The 18,599-nt window shown below is 65.6% G+C and carries 18 protein-coding genes and 1 tRNA gene; 9 read left to right on the forward strand and 10 right to left on the reverse strand.

All coding sequences use genetic code 11. The features are described 5' to 3' along the window. Positions 1-2 precede the first annotated feature (2 nt). Entirely contained in the window at positions 3-191 is a 189-nt protein-coding gene (locus ACR64R_RS22180; RefSeq protein ID WP_487358405.1) for a hypothetical protein, read from the reverse strand. A 199-nt stretch (positions 192-390) separates the two neighbouring features. On the opposite strand from ACR64R_RS22180, the gene ACR64R_RS22185 reads away from it, so the two are divergent. The 9 genes from ACR64R_RS22185 (at position 391) to ACR64R_RS22225 (ending at position 9,235) form a co-directional block, all read left to right on the forward strand. Beyond that, the gene (locus ACR64R_RS22185) at positions 391-1,731 is read left to right on the forward strand and encodes an FAD/NAD(P)-binding protein (RefSeq protein WP_487358406.1); all 1,341 of its coding nucleotides are present in this window, start codon (positions 391-393) and stop codon (positions 1,729-1,731) included. Between the two features lie 296 nt (positions 1,732-2,027). Beyond that, on the forward strand, positions 2,028-3,464 hold the full coding sequence (locus ACR64R_RS22190; RefSeq protein WP_487358407.1) for a pyridoxal-phosphate dependent enzyme: 1,437 nt from the start codon (positions 2,028-2,030) through the stop codon (positions 3,462-3,464). Then, on the forward strand, positions 3,461-4,630 hold the full coding sequence (locus ACR64R_RS22195; protein WP_487358408.1) for a trans-sulfuration enzyme family protein: 1,170 nt from the start codon (positions 3,461-3,463) through the stop codon (positions 4,628-4,630). The genes ACR64R_RS22190 and ACR64R_RS22195 overlap by 4 nt, the downstream gene beginning before the upstream one ends. 177 nt (positions 4,631-4,807) lie before the next feature. Beyond that, on the forward strand, positions 4,808-5,536 hold the full coding sequence (locus ACR64R_RS22200; RefSeq protein WP_487358409.1) for a GntR family transcriptional regulator: 729 nt from the start codon (positions 4,808-4,810) through the stop codon (positions 5,534-5,536). Positions 5,537-5,674: 138 nt separating this feature from the next. After that, a complete protein-coding gene (locus tag ACR64R_RS22205; protein ID WP_487358410.1) occupies positions 5,675-6,916 on the forward strand; it encodes a D-amino acid dehydrogenase in 1,242 nt (413 codons plus the stop codon). 42 nt (positions 6,917-6,958) lie between these two features. Continuing rightward, positions 6,959-7,768: a maleate cis-trans isomerase family protein gene (locus ACR64R_RS22210; protein WP_487358411.1), complete on the forward strand. Its 810-nt coding sequence runs from the start codon at positions 6,959-6,961 to the stop codon at positions 7,766-7,768. Positions 7,769-7,790: 22 nt separating this feature from the next. After that, positions 7,791-8,222 carry a DUF5990 family protein gene (locus ACR64R_RS22215; RefSeq protein ID WP_487358412.1) on the forward strand — a complete coding sequence of 144 codons (432 nt, stop codon included), beginning with the start codon at positions 7,791-7,793 and terminating at the stop codon, positions 8,220-8,222. Positions 8,223-8,411: 189 nt separating this feature from the next. Next, complete coding sequence (locus tag ACR64R_RS22220; protein WP_487358413.1) at positions 8,412-8,588, forward strand: hypothetical protein; 177 nt, start codon at positions 8,412-8,414, stop codon at positions 8,586-8,588. Positions 8,589-8,761: 173 nt separating this feature from the next. Beyond that, on the forward strand, positions 8,762-9,235 hold the full coding sequence (locus ACR64R_RS22225; protein ID WP_487358414.1) for a hypothetical protein: 474 nt from the start codon (positions 8,762-8,764) through the stop codon (positions 9,233-9,235). A 2-nt stretch (positions 9,236-9,237) separates the two neighbouring features. Here the strand turns inward: ACR64R_RS22225 and ACR64R_RS22230 are convergent, their stop codons facing one another. From ACR64R_RS22230 to ACR64R_RS22270, 9 genes are all read right to left on the reverse strand, one after another. Beyond that, complete coding sequence (locus ACR64R_RS22230; RefSeq protein ID WP_487358415.1) at positions 9,238-9,543, reverse strand: UBP-type zinc finger domain-containing protein; 306 nt, start codon at positions 9,541-9,543, stop codon at positions 9,238-9,240. Then, a complete protein-coding gene (locus tag ACR64R_RS22235; protein WP_487358416.1) occupies positions 9,543-11,216 on the reverse strand; it encodes an FAD-dependent oxidoreductase in 1,674 nt (557 codons plus the stop codon). Before ACR64R_RS22235 ends, ACR64R_RS22230 begins: the two co-directional genes overlap by 1 nt. A gap of 348 nt (positions 11,217-11,564) precedes the next feature. Next, a tRNA-Leu gene (locus ACR64R_RS22240) sits at positions 11,565-11,649 on the reverse strand. 189 nt (positions 11,650-11,838) lie between these two features. After that, a complete protein-coding gene (locus tag ACR64R_RS22245) occupies positions 11,839-12,459 on the reverse strand; it encodes a 2,3-bisphosphoglycerate-dependent phosphoglycerate mutase (RefSeq protein WP_487358417.1) in 621 nt (206 codons plus the stop codon). A 78-nt stretch (positions 12,460-12,537) separates the two neighbouring features. Next, complete coding sequence (dapB, locus tag ACR64R_RS22250) at positions 12,538-13,359, reverse strand: 4-hydroxy-tetrahydrodipicolinate reductase (RefSeq protein WP_487358418.1); 822 nt, start codon at positions 13,357-13,359, stop codon at positions 12,538-12,540. Then, positions 13,356-15,227 (reverse strand): ABC transporter ATP-binding protein, encoded by a 1,872-nt coding sequence (locus ACR64R_RS22255; RefSeq protein ID WP_487358419.1) that lies wholly within the window; start codon positions 15,225-15,227, stop codon positions 13,356-13,358. The genes dapB and ACR64R_RS22255 overlap by 4 nt, the downstream gene beginning before the upstream one ends. Positions 15,228-15,357: 130 nt before the next feature. After that, the gene (locus ACR64R_RS22260; protein ID WP_487358420.1) at positions 15,358-16,377 is read right to left on the reverse strand and encodes a glucokinase; all 1,020 of its coding nucleotides are present in this window, start codon (positions 16,375-16,377) and stop codon (positions 15,358-15,360) included. 89 nt (positions 16,378-16,466) lie between these two features. Further along, complete coding sequence (gene mepA, locus ACR64R_RS22265; protein WP_487358421.1) at positions 16,467-17,549, reverse strand: penicillin-insensitive murein endopeptidase; 1,083 nt, start codon at positions 17,547-17,549, stop codon at positions 16,467-16,469. A 144-nt stretch (positions 17,550-17,693) separates the two neighbouring features. Continuing rightward, on the reverse strand, positions 17,694-18,596 hold the full coding sequence (locus ACR64R_RS22270) for an SDR family oxidoreductase (protein WP_487358422.1): 903 nt from the start codon (positions 18,594-18,596) through the stop codon (positions 17,694-17,696). Between the last annotated feature and the right edge of the window lie 3 nt (positions 18,597-18,599).

An 18,599-nucleotide genomic window follows, 5' to 3' on the forward strand; every position in this document is an offset into this window, starting at 1 on the left:
AGTTATGCAAGCCCGGCCTCGCGCCGGGCTTTTTGCTGGCGGGCAGCCTGGCTGCCGCCAAGCGATCGCGATATGCCAGGGCGGCCTTCCCACCCCTTGCTCGGCCCGTGGATGACGAGGTGCGGATAGCGCTCCACCAAGACTTTGCCTGAATGAAAATTCCTGACGTCATCCAGTTTCAGCAAATCCATGCTTCAAAGGGCAGGTGAATTGGAACCTGGGTTTCGTGTGCGGATCGCTTAGTATAGTAATCTTATCAACATTGGGAGTGGGAGAACGATGCGCGACCTTCTGAAGACCAATTCGGCGATCGTTCGCGGACCGCGGCCGAACCCACCCGTGGCCACGGCCGCGCGCTGATCGCTTAAGTCACGTTTTCGGCTGGAAGTCATGGTTGGACGCGCCAATTCCATCATCATTGTCGGCGGCGGCGCCAGCGGCGTCGTGCTGGCGGCGCATCTGTTGAAGTCGCCCAATCCGGACCTTCGCGTCACGCTGGTCGAGAAGCGGCCGCATTTCGGCCAGGGCATGGCCTATTCGACGCTGCTGTCGGCGCATGTGCTCAACGTCAATGCCTCCGGCATGAGCGCCTATGCCGACGATGCCACCCATTTCGCACGCTGGGTGCTGGAGCGCGGCCTGGCGAAGCCTGACCAGGGACCGTTCTACGCGCCGCGCAGCCTCTATGCCCGATATCTGCAGGACTTGCTCGACGGCCTCATGGAGCGCGAGCGCGAGACCGGCCGCCTGCGCCTGATCCGCGAGGAGAGCCTGTCGGTCGCGCCGACCTCGTCGGGTGTCGAGGTCGCGCTCGCCAACGGCACCAGCGTCGTGGCGCATCTGGCCGTCCTGGCCACCGGCCACGACGAACAGCCCGGCGCCTTCCAGGGCCATGCCGTCCGCATGGGGACCGAGGCCGACGCCGAGCTCGACGCGCAAGCCGCGGTCCTGCTGCTCGGCACGGGCTTGAGCATGGTCGACGCTTTCCTGTCGCTGGAACAGCGCGGCCATCGCGGCGCGATCATAGCCGTGTCGCGGCGCGGGCTGCTGCCCTCGCCGCACCGAAAGGGCAACCCGATCAAGCTCGATATCGCCGACATTCCGCTCGGCACGGACCTTTCCTATTTCGTCGGCTGGTTCCGCAAGCTGATCCGCCAGACCCAGAAGGCCGGCGGCGATTGGCGCGACGTGGTCGACGGCCTGAGGCCGTTCAACCAGACCATCTGGCAGAACTGGCCGTCCTCGGCCAAGCGCCAATTCGTCGAGCACACCAAGGCCTGGTGGGACATCCACCGCCACCGCATGGCGCCGGAGGTCTACGCGCGTGTCATCGAAGCGGTGCGCTCGGGCCGTATCCGCCTCGTCGCGGGCAGGGTCGTGGACATCGATGCCAATGACGGCTTCGTCGTGAAGATCCAGCCGCGCGGCACGCAGGATATCGAGACGCTGGATGTCGCCCGCATCTATGATTGCATGGGCATCGCCCGCGATATCTCGAAGACGTCGAACGGCCTCGTGCGCTCGCTGCTCGAGCGCGGCCTGGCGCGTCCCGATCCATTGCGCCTCGGGCTCGACGTCACCGCGAAATGCGCTCTGATCGCGGCCGACGGCACGGTTTCGTCCAAGCTGCTCGCCGTCGGACCGCTGACGCGCGGCACCTTCTTCGAGATCGACGCCATCCCGGATATCCGGGTGCAATGCGCCAAGCTGAGCAAGCAACTTCTGGGGTGAGACGCTAGGCTCACCTCGCCGCGACAAGAAATTTCTGGACGCTGGCGGGTTTGTGAGGGCCTCGCCCATAGAATTCAATTCCCCCACTCGCCGCCGGATTGGCACGATCTATCTTCTTTCCGAACGCAAAGGGCTGGAAAAGACGGATCGCGCGACCCGCGAAACCGGAATGGCATCCGGCGGCTGGAGCATGATCCCAAAAAGTGGGAACCGGTTTTTGGAAAAGATCATGATCCGCCAAGGATGCGCAAGATTCGCAACCACCTGCATCGAACTGCTTCCATGGAGCGTCTCAGATGAGCGAGCAGAGACAACCGGCGCCCGGCGGCGCGGACACCAATCTGTCGAGGCTGCGCCCGCCTTACGCGTCGGTACTGGAGCTGATCGGTCAGACGCCGATCGTCGAGCTGACCAAATTCGACACCGGCAAGTGCCGGCTTTTCATCAAGCTGGAAAGCCAGAATCCCGGCGGCTCGATCAAGGACCGCATCGCGCTGTCGATGATCGCGGCGGCCGAGAAGTCGGGCGCGCTGAAGCGTGGCGGCACCATCGTCGAGGCCACTGCCGGCAACACCGGCCTCGGGCTGGCGCAGGTCGGCATCCCGAAAGGCTACCGCATCATCCTGGTCGTGCCCGACAAGATGTCGCGCGAAAAGATCCAGCATCTGCGCGCTTTGGGCGCCGAGGTGCGCATGACCCTCTCCGACGTCGGCAAGGGCCATCCGGAATATTACCAGGACATGGCCGAGAAGATCGCCGCCGAATTGCCCGGCGCCTTCTATGCCAACCAGTTCGCCAACCCGGCCAATCCGCAGGCGCATGAGACCACGACCGGCCCGGAAATCTTCTGGCAGCTCGGCGGCGACGTCGACGCGGTGGTGGTCGGCGTCGGCTCCGGCGGCACGCTGACGGGGCTTGGCCGCTACTTCGCGAAAAATTCGCCCAAGACCGAGATGGTGCTGGCCGATCCGGTCGGCTCGGTGCTGGCGCCGCTGATCAAGACCGGCAAGATGGAAGAGGCGGGCTCTTGGACGGTCGAAGGCATCGGCGAGGATTTCGTGCCGCCCAACGCCGACCTCTCGCTGGTCAGGAAGGCCTATTCCATCACCGACAAGCAGAGCATGCTGGCGGTGCGCGATCTGCTGTCGCGCGAAGGCATCCTCGCCGGCTCCTCCTCGGGCACGCTCTTGTCGGCGGCGCTGCGCTATTGCCGCGAGCAGACGGAACCGAAGCGCGTCGTCACCTTCGTCTGCGACAGCGGCAACAAATACCTGTCGAAGGTGTTCGACGACATCTGGCTGGCCGAGCAGGGCCTTGCCGACCAGGAACAGCACGGCGACCTGCGCGACCTTGTCATGCGCTCGCCGCGCACCGGCGACATCGTGACCGTCGGGCCTGAGGAAAGCCTGCTCAACGCCTATGGCCGCATGCGCCGTTCCGACGTCTCGCAACTGCCGGTGCTGGATGATGGCAGGCTGGTCGGCATCATCGACGAGGGCGACATCCTGGCCAAGGTCGACGGTCCCTATGACGGCCGCTGGGACCGCTTCAACGCCCCGGTGCGCACCGCCATGACGTCGAACCTGCACACGCTGCAGGCCAACCAGACGCTCGATGCGCTCTTGCCTGTCTTCGACCGCAACGAGGTCGCCATCGTCTTCGATGGCGACGAGTTCGTCGGCCTGATAACCCGTATCGACCTGATCAACCATCTGAGGCGCCGCGCAAAATGACTTCCAACGGCAAGAACCGCCTGGCCTTTTCCACCCGCGCCATCCATGGCGGCCAGAGCCATGACCCGCTGACCGGCGCGGTGATGGTGCCGATCTACGCCACCTCCACCTATGGCCAGCAGTCGCCCGGCGTGCACAAGGGCTTTGAATATGCCCGCAGCCAGAACCCGACGCGCTTCGCCTTCGAGCGCGCCGTCGCCGACCTCGAAAGCGGCTCGGCCGCCTTCGCCTTCGCCTCCGGCCTGGCGGCGATCGGCACGGTGCTGGAACTGCTCGACGCAGGCGCCCACATCGTCGCCACCGACGATATCTATGGCGGCTCCTTCCGGCTGATGGAGCGCGTGCGCAAGCGTTCCGCCGGCCTGCAGGTCAGCTTCGCCGACTTCACCGATCTGACGGCGGTCGAGGCCGCGATCCGGCCGGAAACAAAACTGCTCTGGGTCGAGACGCCGACCAATCCGCTGCTGCGTGTCGTCGATCTCGAAGCGGTCGCGGCGCTGGCCAGGCGCAAGGGGCTGCTCACCGTTGCCGACAACACCTTTGCCAGTCCCTATATCCAGCGGCCGCTGGAGCTCGGCATCGATATCGTCGTCCATTCGGTGACGAAATATCTGAACGGCCATTCCGACATGGTCGGCGGGGTCGCGGTGGTCGGCGACAACAAGGACCTCGCGGCGCAATTGAAGTTCCTGCAGAACGCCATCGGCGGCATTTCCGGCCCCTTCGACAGTTTCCTCGCGCTGCGCGGCATCAAGACACTGGCGCTCCGGATGGAACGCCACTCGGCCAACGGCCTGAAGATAGCGCAATGGCTGGAAACGCGAAAAGACGTCCGCCGGGTCATCTATCCCGGCCTCGCCAGCCACCCGCAGCACGCCATCGCCGTCCAGCAGATGCACGCTTTCGGCGGCATGATCTCCGTCGACCTCGACCGCGACCTTGCGGGAACGAAGCGGTTCCTCGAACGGACCCAGCTCTTCACGCTGGCCGAAAGCCTGGGCGGCGTCGAAAGCTTGATCGAGCACCCGGCGCTGATGACGCACGGCTCGATCCCGGCGGAAAAGCGCGCGGCCATCGGCATTACCGATTCGCTGGTTCGGCTGTCCTGCGGGATCGAGGATGGCGATGATCTCATCGCGGATTTGGATCAGGCGTTGGCGCAGTAAGCAATCCCAGGACAGTGTGAGCGCTTCGGTTCGGCGGCTTCTCCGTAGCCTTCCGTCCAGGAATCGTCGTTTCGATGAAACGGTGAGACTCTCTGAGCGCAACTGAGTGCACTTTGCAATTTCGGAACGTATCATATTGGCGCTTGCCTTTCGGCGGGCGCCGATATGAGGACGGGAATGGCAAGGAAACGCAGCGACGACGAGAACCCTGCAGCGGACCGTGGGCGCGCCGTGCGCGCCGCCGACAGCGTCGAGCGGGTCTATGCGCGGATCAAGGATTTCGCCATCGACTACCGCTTCCGGCCTGGCGAAAGGATCAACGAGGTCGAGCTCGCCGCCGAACTCGGGCTCAGCCGCACGCCGGTTCGCGCCGCCCTCAACAGGCTGCAGCGGGACGGTTTCGTCACCGCTGTGCCAAACAAGGGTTTCTTCGCCCGCGAACTGACGCCGGAAGCGGTGCGCGATCTCTATGAACTTCGCGCGGCGATCGAGCGAGCCGCCTTCGTGCTTGCCTGCGAACGGGCGACCGACGCCGAGATCGAGGCGGCGGCCGTGGCCTGGACGGGGCACAGCAGCCTGAAGGACGAAGGCTCATGGGCGAAGATCGCCGTCGCCGACGAAAGCTTCCATAGGGCGCTGACACAACTGTCGAAGAATGCGCAGATGATCGGCGCGCTCGAAGGCCTTTGCGCACGCATCCGCTTCTTCAGACGTATCGATCTGGAGTCCACGCCGCGCCGGGACCGCACCTATCACGAACATGACGCGATCATCGACGCCTTGCGCCGCCGGGATGCGGCCGATGGAGCAAGCCTTCTCGAAAGACATATCACGCTGAGCTCCACGCATGCCATCGAGGTCGCCACGCGCGGCCTGGCGCGGCTTTTTCCGGACACCGCCGCGTAAAGGCCTTGGCCCAAAGCCTCCTTGCGTGATCCCTTTACACTGAAGGGGCTGCCAGAAGATCTGCCAATCGCAGGCTGCCCCTTGCGGATCGCGAATTCCATTCTAAAGTGTACTCACTTTGCGATCCCCGGAGGCGTGATGCGCGTGATCGTGTTGGGTGGCGGCGTGGTCGGCGTCACCACCGCCTATCAGCTGCAGAAGGACGGGCACGAGGTCGTCATCCTCGAGCGCCAGCCTCAGGTCGCCGCCGAGACCAGCTGGGGCAATGCCGGCATGATCGCGCCCGGCCATTCCTTCGTCTGGTCGTCGCCCAGGGCGCCGATGATCCTGTTGAAATCGCTGGTGCTGAAGGACCAGGCGCTGCGCTTCAGGCTCTCGGCCGATCCCCGGCTCTATTCCTGGTCCTGGCTGTTCCTGATGGAATGCACGGCGGATAAGGCCAGGCGCAACACACTGCTCAAGCATCGGCTTGCCGTCTATTCGCAGTCGGTCCTGCACGAGGTCGTCGCCGACGAGGCCATCGATTACGACCGCAACGATCGCGGCATCCTCTATTTCTACCGCAGCCAGCAGGCGCTCGACAAAGGCGTCGAGCATATGCGGCTGCTCGAATCCGACGGCCAGCTGATCAAGGTGCTCGACCGCGACGCCATCGTCGCGCTCGATCCGTCGTTGGCTTCGGCCAGGGAAAAGATCGCCGGCGGCATCCATTGCCCGACCGACGAGACCGGCGACCCAGCGAAATTCACCCGGGCGCTGGCCGCCAAGGTCGTCGAGCGCGGCGGCGAGATCCGCACCGGCACGACCATCAGCGGCATCGAGACGTCCGGAGACAGCGTCGCGCGGGTGATGACCGACAAGGGCGCGGTCAAGGGCGATGCCTATGTGCTGGCGCTCGGCTCCTACAGCCCGCTGATCGCGAAGACGGTCGGCATCAGCCTGCCGATCTATCCGATCAAGGGCTATTCGCTGACGATTCCAGTCGGCAACCGCCCGGCGCCGCCGACCATCGCCGCGATCGACGAACACAATCTGGTCGCCGTCTCGCGCTTCGGCGACCGGCTGCGCGTAACCGCCACCGCCGAATTCGCCGGCTACGACACCAGCCACAAGCCTGCCGATTTCACCTTCATGAAGGGCGTGACACAGGAACTCTATCCCGAAGGCGCCGATTACGACCGCGCCGAGATGTGGGCCGGTCTCAGGCCAATGACGCCCAACAACCTGCCCGAGTTCGGCCAGCGGCGTTTGCGCAATCTCTATTTCAACACCGGGCACGGCCATATCGGCTGGACCATGTCGCATGGCTCGGCCCGCATTACGGCCGATCTCATCGCCGGCCGCGAACCGGCGATCTCGATGGACGGACTTTTGAACTGAGAACATGATCCCCGGACGGGGTCGACCAGGAAAGGGAATGCCATGTCTGTCAGCGCGGCTGCCACCCGCCCTCAATCGTCGGGGCCTGTCGATTTGGGCGTGCTTCCATCCGAGATCGATGGCGGCCTCGCCTCGCGCGCGGCGATCGGCCTGGCGATCCTCGCCACCGACCAGACGCTGGAGCATGAATTCCGCGCGCTGGTGCGCATTCCGGGCGTCGCCTTCTACGAGGCGCGCCTCTTCAACGACAACGACATCACGCCCGATACTTTGCGCGCCATCGGTCCGCGCATCGCGCCCACCGTCGACCTCATCCTGCCCAGCATCCCGCTCGATGTCGTCGGCTTCGGCTGCACCTCGGCAACCATGACGCTCGGTGAGGAGGCTGTCTTCGCCGAGATCAGGAAGGCGCGGCCAGGCGTCGCCTGTACCACGCCGGTCACCGGCGCGCTCGCCGCCTTCAAGGCGTTGGGCGCCAAGGGAATCGGCCTGCTCACGCCCTACGCGCCGGAGATCAACCAAGGCCTGGTGCGCTATTTCACCGGCCGCGGCCTCGACATTGCCGCCGTCGCCACCTTCGACCGGCGCGACGACCGCGAGGCGGCGCGCATCTCGCTGGCTTCGATCGAGGCGGCCGCCGAACGCATGGCCGAAGTGCCGGGCGTCGACGCGATCTTCATCTCCTGCACCAGCCTGCGCGTCGCCGAAGCGGTGGCGGAGCTGGAACGGCGCATCGGCATTCCCGTCACCTCTTCCAACCACGCCATGGCCTGGCATTGCCTGCGGCTTGCAGGCATCGACGACGTCGTGCCGGCCGGCGGCAGGCTGTTTGCCTTGAAAGCCGGCCGATAGCCGGTTTGGCGCAGTGCCTCGCATGACCCGCGCGGATCAGACCGTCGTCAATTTGCGTATCGTGATCGAGCGACCGGTCGTTGGCGTGCTGCACAGCCTTCAGGCAAAGGACGAACAGCCCCTTGATCCGAAATACTCGCGTGAAGGCGAGCCGCTTGCCTTCGATTTCCAGCTGCGCGTCGGTCCCGGGCCCAAATTTTTCGGCGATCAGGTTCGCCGCGAGGGTCCGGAACGGCGGTTCGTTTACATCCGCATCGGCCAATCGGCCGGTGATCCGTCCTCGCCCTGGTCCCGACGAATGAAGATCGACATCCATGACATCGGCAAAGACCTGCTCGATCGTGCGGTCGATGGCGGTGGTATCATCGAGATAAGGGTTGCCGGCACTGGCGCGGACGGCACGCCCAGCTGCGCCACGGTGCGCCCGACTGGGCGACGTTTCATCGAGCATTGACGCCGGCTCGCGCTCACGGGCGCTCGACCCGTCGCCCGGAAATTGAGCGCCGGTGCATCCAGCGGATCGTTGCAAAGGAGTATCGCTGCCCGCGCGATCGCACCGGATCGTCGCCGATTAACGAATTGGAAGGAGATGTTTAACGCTTCGTCGCTATGTCCGTACCGGGGAGGCGCAGACAGAGCGAGCATGATGAACGACGAAAAGCGAAACGAATGGCGCGCCATCTTCTACGTGCAGGCGCGCGTCGCGATCCTGTTTGTTCCGGTCGTGCTCAGCCTTCTCCTCATCGGCATCTTCGCCGGCGCCGAGCGCAAATCCGTGCCTGACGCCTTGGACCCGACCGTGACGGGCTCGGTGCGGTAATCGGATTGCTGCGAGCAGACGTTCAGTAACGTACCCACCGTCGCGCAGTGTCTGGCGCGCATACGCTGGTCCGTTTGCTTTAAGCATGATTGTCGATGCCGACTTGGCGGCGAACTCCCCTTCCCACTAGATAAAAGCGATATGAGGATCCGGCGAGCTCGGAAGGCAAAGCTTTGAAACGCGTTTGGTCCGACGATCAGCGACTTTCCGCCCATTCCTTCCTGGTCGCCTATTTGCTGGCCAGCATTGCCGCCGGTTTCCTGCTCACGGTTCACATGATGTTGACGTCGACTCAAGTGAAGGGGTTTGATGCCAATGTTCTTGCCTGGCTCGTTATCTTTGTCGCGTACGTCTATGCGTCGGTATGCTTTTCCTTTTTGATCGGAATGTTTGCGGCCATCCCGGCAATTCCCCTGATCCTCTCCTTGCGCTCTTTCGGACTGACCGGGCCCGTCCCGCACGCATTGGCCGGTGCAGGCGCGGCCGCTGCAGCTGTCGCCGAGGTGGACTTGATGAATTCTTTCGGCGGAAACCATATTGATTGGTCGACCGTTGTGATCGGCGCGGTGGCTGGCCTCGTCTACTGGATCGCCTTTGGACGCGTACGCACCATATTGGCGAGCAGGAAGCCGTTGGAGCACGCGTAGCTTCAAACAAACTTCGGGATCGGCCCGTTCTGCGGCGTCGTATCGCCCTCGAGGTCGACGAAAACCTCGTCGACGAAGCACCAGGCCCAGCCTTCCGGCGGGTCGTAGCCTTCGATGATCGGATGCTGCGTGGCGTGGAAATGCTTTGTCGCGTGGCGGTTAGGCGAGTCGTCGCAGCAGCCGACATGGCCGCAGGTGCGGCAGAGCCTAAGATGCACCCACCAGGATCCGCTTTTCAGGCATTCCTCACAGCCCAGCGCGCTCGGGGTGACTTGTCTGATGTCCTTCGTATGCCTGCACTCGTCCATCACGCTCTCCTCGCCGCTTCACCGTTTTGCGCCAGATAGGCATGCAGCGCCGCGACCACCTGCGCGCCTTCGCCGACTGCCGCCGCAACCCGTTTGGTCGAGCCGCAGCGCACGTCGCCGATGGCGAACACGCCGCTTCGGCTCGTCTCCATCGGCCCATGTCCTGGCGCCGCGTCCGGCCCGGTGCGCACGAAACCCTTGGCGTCGAGCGCCACGTTGCAATTCGCCAGCCAGTCGGTGTTCGGGTCGGCGCCGATGAACAGGAAGAGATGGCGGATGGCGCGCCTCATCTCCTCGCCGGTCGCCCGGTTGCGCCAGCGCAGCGTCTCGAGATTGCCTTCGCCGCCCTCCAGCGCGACCACCTCGGTCTCGGTGAGCACCTCGATGTTCGGCTGCGCCGCGATGCGCTCGACCAGATAGCGCGACATGGTGGCGTCGAGGCTGTCGCGGCGCGCCAGCAGCGTCACCTTCCGCACCTGGCTCGCCAGATAGACGGCCGCTTGGCCGGCCGAATTGCCCGCGCCGACCAGCGCCACCTCCTGGTCCTTGCACAGCCTGGCCTCGATCGGCGAGGCCCAGTAATGCACCGACGTTCCCTCGAATTGCGCCAGGTTGGCGACATCGAGGCGGCGGTAGCGCGCACCGCTGGCGATCACTACCGCGCGTGAGCGCACGCTCTGGCCGTCGCCGATGGCAAGCTGGTAGCGAGCGCCGTCACGGGCGTCGTCGAGCAGCTTCGCCTCGTCGGGGATGACCATCTCGACGCCGAATTTCTGCGCCTGGTTGTAGGCGCGCGCCATCAGCGCCATGCCGGTGATGCCGGTCGGGAAGCCGAGATAGTTTTCGATGCGGGCCGAGGCGCCCGCCTGTCCGCCGAAGGCGCGGCAGTCGAGCACGATCGTCGACAGGCCTTCGGAGGCGGCATAGACGGCGGCGGCCAGCCCCGCCGGCCCGGCGCCGACGATCGCCACGTCGTAAACCTTGCCCGCATCGAGCGGCCGCAGCAGGCCAACGCAGCGGGCAAGCTCGGTCTCGCCCGGATTGTGCATCAGCTTGCCGTTGGGGCAGAGCACGATCGGCAGATGGTGTGGGTCGACATGGAAGCGCTCGATCAGCGTTTTGGCGCAAGGGTCGGTGTCGGAATCGAGAGCACGGTGGGGAAGTCCGCTGCGGCGCAGGAAGCCTTCCAGCCGTAGCACGTCGCCATTGCCCGGCGGGCCGATGATCACCGGCCCGCCGGCGCCGCTTTCGAGCAGTCCGACGCGGCGCAGGATCAGCGCTCGCATGACGCGCTCGCCGAGATTGGCCTCCTGCACCATGAGGTCGCGCAGCCGCTGCGAGGGGATCACGATCGCCTCGACCGGTCCGTTCGCCTCGGCATTGACCAGCGATGGCCGGTTCGACAACTGCGCGAGCTCGCCGACGAAATTGCCGGCACCGTAGGTGATGATCGGCTCGCGCTGACCCAGTCCGCCCGCCTGGGTGATGGCGACCTTGCCCGACAAGATGAGGATCACGCCTGGCGAAACCGTGCCCGCCGTGACGATATGATCGCCGGCGGCATAGGTGCGCGCTTCGCCGAAGCGCCGCATGCGCTCGATATCCGCATCGGTCAGGATGGGAAACATCTGATCGCGGCGGGCGGCGATGGTCGGGCTGACGGAAGGGGCCATGGCGCGAACCGTAGCGCCAGGGGCGGCAGGTTTGAAGCGGTTTGTTGGGGAACTGGCCGGATGGGGAGGTTGGGCTACGGCTTACACGCCTTCGTCATCCACGGGCGGAGCAAGGAGCGAAGCGACGCGGCGCAGACCCGAGGACCCATGCCGTGACATTGGCCGAATAGTGCCACGAAGCAGAATTCTAGAACGCCGCAGCGCTTCAACGTCACGGCATAAATCCCAGGGTTTCCGCGACGGAGCTACGCCCCTGCTCTGGCCTAGGATGACGAAGCTCAGAGGCTACGGCTAATCGCGAACGTCGAAAATCTAGGAAGAGCTATCCCCGTTGGCAGTCGGGATAAATGGTGCCCAGAAGAGGACTCGAACCTCCACTCCTTGCGGAACACGGACCTGAACCGTGCGCGTCTACCAATTCCGCCATCTGGGCTGGTGGGCGCTCATGTAAGCGGGCAAACGATATGTGTCAACGCGCTTTTTTCGCCGGCGCCGATGCTGGATAGGTGGGGCTCCGGCATCGCCTCGGGCCCGGAGAGATAATCGCCGAAGCTGAAGCTGCCCCTCATCCGCCTGCCGGCACCTTCTTCCCGTATAGTGACGAGGAGAAGGAAGCTGGTTCTCACCCCTCCAGCACGTCCTTCGACGCCACGGTGGAATCGGCGTTGAGCTTGTAGACGATCGGCACGCCGGTGCCGAGCTCGAGCTTGACGATCTCCTCGCCGCTCTTGCCGTCCAGCGCCATGATCAGGGCGCGCAGCGAATTGCCGTGCGCGGCCACAAGCACCGTCTCGCCGCGCAGCACATGCGGCTGCACCTCGTGCAGGTAATAGGGCCACACGCGCGCGCCGGTGTCCTTCAGGCTTTCGCCGCCGGGCGGCGCGATGTCGTAGGAGCGGCGCCAGATATGCACCTGCTCCTCGCCCCATTTCTTGCGCGCGTCGTCCTTGTTGAGGCCGGAGAGGTCGCCATAGTCGCGCTCGTTGAGCGCCTGGTCGCGGATGGTCTTGAGCTCGCCCTGGCCGACCACGTCGAGGATCAGCTGGCAGGTCTTCTGCGCCCGTTGCAGGGCCGAGGTGTAGGCGATGTCGAACTTCAGGCCGCGTGACTTGAGCTTCTCGCCGGCGGCAAGCGCCTCCGCGGTGCCCTGCTCGGTCAGGCCGACATCGCGCCAGCCGGTGAACAGGTTCTTCAGATTCCATTCGCTCTGGCCGTGGCGCACGAGCACGAGAGTTCCCGACATGTTTGCTCCTCTGGGGTTTGAGCAATTCCGACGATTTCCGCCCGGAACTGCGTAAGAAGGAAATACTTCAGGCTTGTGTCAGGAAAGTCCGAGCACATCGCGCATGGAATAGAGGCCAGGCTTCTTGCCGCGCGCCCAGAGCGCCGCCTTTACCGCGCCGCGCGCGAAGATCGCCCGGTCCTCGGCATGGTGGGAAAGCGTGATGCGCTCGCCGGTGCCGGCAAGGATCACGCTGTGGTCGCCGACGACCGAGCCGCCGCGCAGCGTGGCGAAGCCGATCGAGCCAGCCTTGCGCACGCCGGTATGGCCGTCGCGCACCCGCACGCTGTTGCCGGCAAGATCGATGCCGCGCCCCTTCGCCGCCGCCTCGCCGAGCAGCAGCGCCGTGCCCGACGGCGCGTCGACCTTGTGGCGGTGGTGCATCTCCAGGATCTCGATGTCGAAATCCTGCGGGTCGAGCGCCTTCGCGGCCTGCTCGACCAGCACCGCCAGCAGGTTGACGCCGAGGCTCATATTGCCGGATTTGACGATCGTGGCATGGCGCGCGGCGGCGCCGATCCTGGCGTCGTCCTCGGCCGAGCAGCCGGTGGTGCCGATGACATGGACGATGCGGGCCTGCGCGGCGTAGCCGGCGAATTCGACGCTGGCCGCCGGCGCCGTGAAATCGAGCACGCCGTCTGCCTTGGCGAAGGCCGGCAGCGGATCGTCGACGATCGGCACGTTGACGGTGCCGATGCCGGCGAGGTCGCCGGCATCCTTGCCGAGATGGGGGGAATCCGGCCGCTCCACCGCGCCCGCGACGCGCGCGCCGGGCATGCTGTGGATGGCACGGATCAGCGTCTGGCCCATGCGGCCCGCAGCACCGACCACGACCAGGCCCATATCGCCGGTTTCGCTCATGCGTTTCTCCTGACGGTCTTCCTGGCGCGGCTGCCCGGCGCCGGAGTTTGGCCCGAAGTCTGGCTTGCCTTGACGTCGTCGACAAGCCCCAGTCCCTTCTTGCCCTGGATCCGGTGGAAACGGGCATAGATGCTGTGCGGGTCGGCCATAAGCGTCGCATGCGTGCCTTCCTCGACCAGCCGGCCCTCTTCCAGCACGATGATATGGTCGGCATTGACCACGGTCGAAAGCCGGTGGGCGATCACGATCGTGGTGCGCCCTTCCATCACATGGGTCAGTGCCTCCTGGACGCGCGCTTCCGCCTCGTTGTCGAGCGCAGAGGTCGCTTCGTCGAGCAGCAGGATCGGCGCCTGGCGCACGATGGCGCGCGCGATCGACACGCGCTGGCGTTGGCCGCCCGACAGCGTCGAGCCGCCTTCGCCGACCGGCGTGTCGTAGCCTTGCGGCTGCTGGCGGATGAATTCGTCGGCGGCGGCGAGTTTCGCCGCTTGCTCGATCTCGGCATCGGTGGCCGAGAGCCGGCCGTAGCGAATGTTGTCGCGGATCGTGCCTTCGAACAGGTAGGGCGCCTGCGAGACATAGGCGATCGATTGGCGCAGCGAGCGCTTCGTCACCTTCGAGATGTCCTGGCCGTCGACTTCGATCGAGCCTTTGTCGACGTCGTAGAAGCGCTGCAGCAATGCCACCAGCGTCGACTTGCCGGCGCCCGAGGCGCCGACCACAGCCGTCAACTTGCCGGCGGCGGCGGTAAAGCTCAGGTCCCGCAGCACCGGCGTGTCGGCGTTGTAGCCGAAGGTCACATCGTTGAAGCGCACCTCGCCGGTGACGATCCTGGCGTCTGCCGCGTCGGGCGCGTCGCCCTGCTTCGGCTCGAGGTCGAGCAGCTCGTAGATCATGCGCGCATTGACCAGCGCGCGTTCCATGCCGACCTGTGTGCGCGCCAGGCGTCGTGCCGGGTCGTAAGCCATGATCAAAGCGGTGATGAAAGAGAAGACCGCGCCCGGCGGCTGCCCAAGATACAGCGCCCGGTAGCCGGAATAGGCGACCACCGCGGTAATGGCGAGACCGCCGAGAATCTCGGAAATCGGCGACAGCCGCTCCGCGACGCGGGCGATCTTGTTGTTACGCTGCTCGGCCGTGTCGGCCATGATGCCGATGCGGCGTGCCAGCTCGTCCTCCAGGGTGAAGGCCTTGACGATGGCGATGCCCTGCGTGGCCTCCTGTACGGAGCCGTTCAGCTGCGAATTGATCAGCACGGATTCGCGGTTGATCTTGCGCAGCCGGCGGGTGATGTAGACGACGGCCCAGATCAGCGGCGGTCCGATCAGCAGCGAGCTGAGCGACAGCACCGGGTCCTGGTAGATCATGACGCCGACGAGTGCGACCAGCGAGACCGCGTCGCGGCTGATCGAGGTCAGCGTCAGCGACAGCAGGTCGCGAACGCCGCCGACATTCTCGTTGACCTGCGCCGCCAGGCGGCCGGAACGCGTGTCGTTGAAGAAATTGACGCCGAGCTTCATCAGATGGTCGAAGACGCGCTTCTGGTACCGGGCGACCAGGTTGTTGCCGATCGCGGCCAGTGCCACCGCCTGGCCGTAGCCGGCGAAGCCGCGCAACAGGGAGGCTCCCATGAAACCGGCGCACACCCAGAAGATCATGTCGCTGCGCCGCTCGACGAATATCCCATCGATCATCGGAGCCATGACCCACGCGAGGAAGGCAGTGGTAGCCGAAACAATCAGCAGGCAAGAGACGGCGACGACATAGGTCCAGCGGTATTCACTGCCGTTCTCGGCCAGGATGCGGCGCAGCACAGCCCTGACCTCAGCGGGCTGGACTTTCAGTTTGAGTGAAGATTGGACAGTCAAATCAGGGGCGCTTCGTGGATTCTCGTCGGGCAGGGCTTCGTTTCGGCACTCCTCTTAGCGCCCCGGCTACGGCTTGCCTATGGCGAAACTTCGTCGCGGCGGCCGGTCGCCGGCCCATGCCAGGGCGCCATCAGGCCCGCCAGTGCCGCCCGGCGGTCTGCACGCCGAACAGCGAAGGCGTCCTGGCATAGGCGGCAAGCCCAAGCAGCGCCGCCAGCGGGTGGGTGATGACATAGACCGGCATTTCGCGCATCAGCGCGCTGTGCGGCGCCTTGTCCTCGAAGGCGGCGCGGAAATTGCCGGCCTTCAGTGCCGGCACGATCTTTTGCGCGATGCCGCCGGTCAGGAACACGCCGCCCCGGCTCATGAACACCAGCGCCAGGTCGCCCGCGGTGCGGCCGAGGCAGGTGACGAACAGCGCCAGCGCCTCCTCGGCCACCGGGTCGGATTTCGCAAGCGCCGCCGCGGTGACCTCGGCCGGCGTCGTGAACGGCGCCGGCCTGGCATCGGCCTTGGCCACGGCGCGATAGACGTTGACCAGCCCGCGCCCGCACAGGATCTGCTCGCCGGAGATGCGGCCTTCAAGCTTCTCGATATGCGGGAAGACCTCGAAGTCGCGCGGCGTGCGTGGGCCGATATCCATATGCCCGCCCTCGCCCGGCACCGGGATCCAGCGATCGAGCGCGTGGATCAGCCCGGCAACGCCGAGCCCGGTTCCGGGGCCAAGCACGACGCGTCCCGCATTGGGTTCCGGCGTGCCGCCGCCGATCCTTTCCATATGCTCCTCGCCCAGCGCCACCACCGCCAGCGCCTGCGCCTCGAAGTCGTTGAGCACCACGACTTCGCTCAGGGCCAGATTGGCGAACATCTGGCGCGGTTTGACCACCCACGGGCAATTGGTCAGACGGATCTCGTCGCCGTCGACCGGACCGGCCACCGCCAGCACCGTCGAATTCGGCTGGATGGACGAGCGGTCCAGAACCGCCGCCTGGATCGCCTCATCGATGGTGGCGAAATTGGCGGTCTGGACGATCTGCGGTTCTGTCGCTTCCGAATTGGCGTCGCGCACGATCGAGAAGCGCGCATTGGTGCCGCCAATATCGCCGATCAGGACCGGGAACCGCAGCCCCGTCTCGTTCTCGCCTGACATGCTCTTGATCGTCCTCGTTGCGGCGCCGCTGCGCCGTTTCAATCGATTGACTAGCGCATGGCCCCGGAAAGGGGAAGCCCGCTCAAGCGTCAGTTCCCGGGCCTGGGCCGCGGCAGCGGGATGCCGATCTTGGGCGTCGGCGCGAAGGCGCTCGCCGCCGACGGGATCGAGGCATTGCCGCTGGAGATCGTTTCCACCGGCTCGCTCTGCGGCGGCTCGGCCGCGGCGACCGCGGCTGCGCTGCCGCCCTGGAAGGTCACGGCCGCCAGCGACGGCGCATCCGCGGCGGCCAGCACCGCCTGGCACTCTTTCGGCAGATTGGCCATCGTCATCAGATCGCGGGCCTTCGGCGCGTCGGGATTCTTGTTGGGCCGCCACGGCTCCTCGGTAAACCACCAGGCCAGCGGCTTGCCGCAGCCGTCGTCCGCGGGCGTCGCCTCCTGCCCCTTGCAGCCGGGTGAGCCCGGCTGGCAGCCGATGCGCATGTGGAAGTGATAGTCGTGGCCCCAGAACGGCCGGATCTTGCGCAACCAGGAACGGTCGCCGGTGACGGTGTCGCAAAGCTTCTTCTTGATGCCGGGATTGACCAGGATGCGCTCGACTTCCGGATAGCTCGCTGCGCGCTTGAGCAGCCTTGTGTGCGCCGACGTCCACAGCGCGTCCTTCACCAGATGCGTCTTCTCGTCGACCATCAGCGTGGCGCTCATCGACTCGCGCTGCGCCATCGTCAGCGGACGCCTCGGCATCGGCGTCAGCCAGATGTCGGCGTCCAGTCCGATCTGATGCGAGGCATGGCCGGTCATCATGGGGCCGCCGCGCGGCTGCGAGACATCGCCGACCAGAAGTCCCGGCCAGCCGTCGGCCGCGGCGTCGCGCGACAGTTTCTCGATCAGCGCGATCATCGCCGGATGGCCCCATCGGCGGTTGCGCGAGGGGCGCATCACTTCCCAGGTCGGCCCGTCCATCGGCAGGGCGACGCCGCCGGCGAAGCAGCCCTTGGAGTAGAAGCCGAAGGATTGCGCGGGCACCACCGCCGGCAGTTTCTTGGCGCCGAACAGGTCCTTGGCGCGCGGCTCGGCCGAGATCGCGGCCGCCGCCAGCGCGGCCAAAGTCACCAGCGCAAGCGCGGCGGTCAGGAACGGCCTTCTCTCGGGCAGCGATCGCAGATTCATCAGGCTGGGTCCCTCTCCAGTCTTTCCGTTTGCCGCGCGGTCAGGCGAACCTGATCAGGAACGAATCATACCACACCGCGCGTCCCGCATCGATCAAAGCATTGGAAGGTGATGCCGACCGAAACCGCTCTGTCCTTCTCGGCATCATCCTCGCATCTGGCTGCGCGGCTCTCCGTCCCGCCAGTTGTCCTCGGCCCACATCCGCTCCAGCGCCACCCGGTAGTTCGGGAACCGGAAGCGATAGCCGGCCGCCTTGATCGCCTTGTTAGCGACGCGCTTGTTCTCGCCATAGAAAGACCGCGCCATGGGCGAAAGTTGGGCGGTCTCGAACGGAATTTCGGGCGGCGGCTCGACGCCCATCAGTCCGGCGGCATAGGCGACGACGTCCTGCGGTGGCGCCGGCTCATCGTCGGTGACATTGAATATGCCGCCGAGAGTCTTGTCGGCCAGCAGCCAGAGCGCGCCGGCGATGTCGTCGCAATGGATGCGGTTGAACACCTGGCCCGGCTTGACCAGTCGCCGCGCCGTGCCGTCCGCGAGATTGGTAAGCGCGTTGCGGCCCGGCCCGTAGATCCCGGAAAGCCGCAGGATCGCCACCGGCTTGCCGATCTCGCGGCCAAGCGTCAGCCATTCCTGTTCGGCCCCGACCCGCATCACCGAGCGCTTCGACATGGGCCGGCACTCGCTGGTCTCTTCCACCCAGGCGCCGCCATGGTCGCCATAGACACCGACGGTCGACAGATAGCCGATCCACTGTAGCGCCGGCATCTGTTTCCGCAATGCATCGCCGGCGGCGTTGAGAACCGGTTCGCCGGCTTCGTCGGGCGCGACCGAGACGATGAGATGCGTGGTCAGTGCAAGCGCCTCACTCAGTTCGGGCGACAGCGCGCCGTCGAATTGCAGCGGCTCGATGCCGGCCGATCGCAGCGCGTCGAATTTTTCGGGCGCCCGGGTCGTGCCGAAGACCGGCTCACGTCGGTCGTTGGCCCGCGCGAAAGCCTTGCCGGAATAGCCGGCGCCGAAGATGAAGAAGCGTCTTGCGCTCATCGA

It is taken from the genome of Mesorhizobium sp. MC2-1-1, assembly GCF_057597255.1.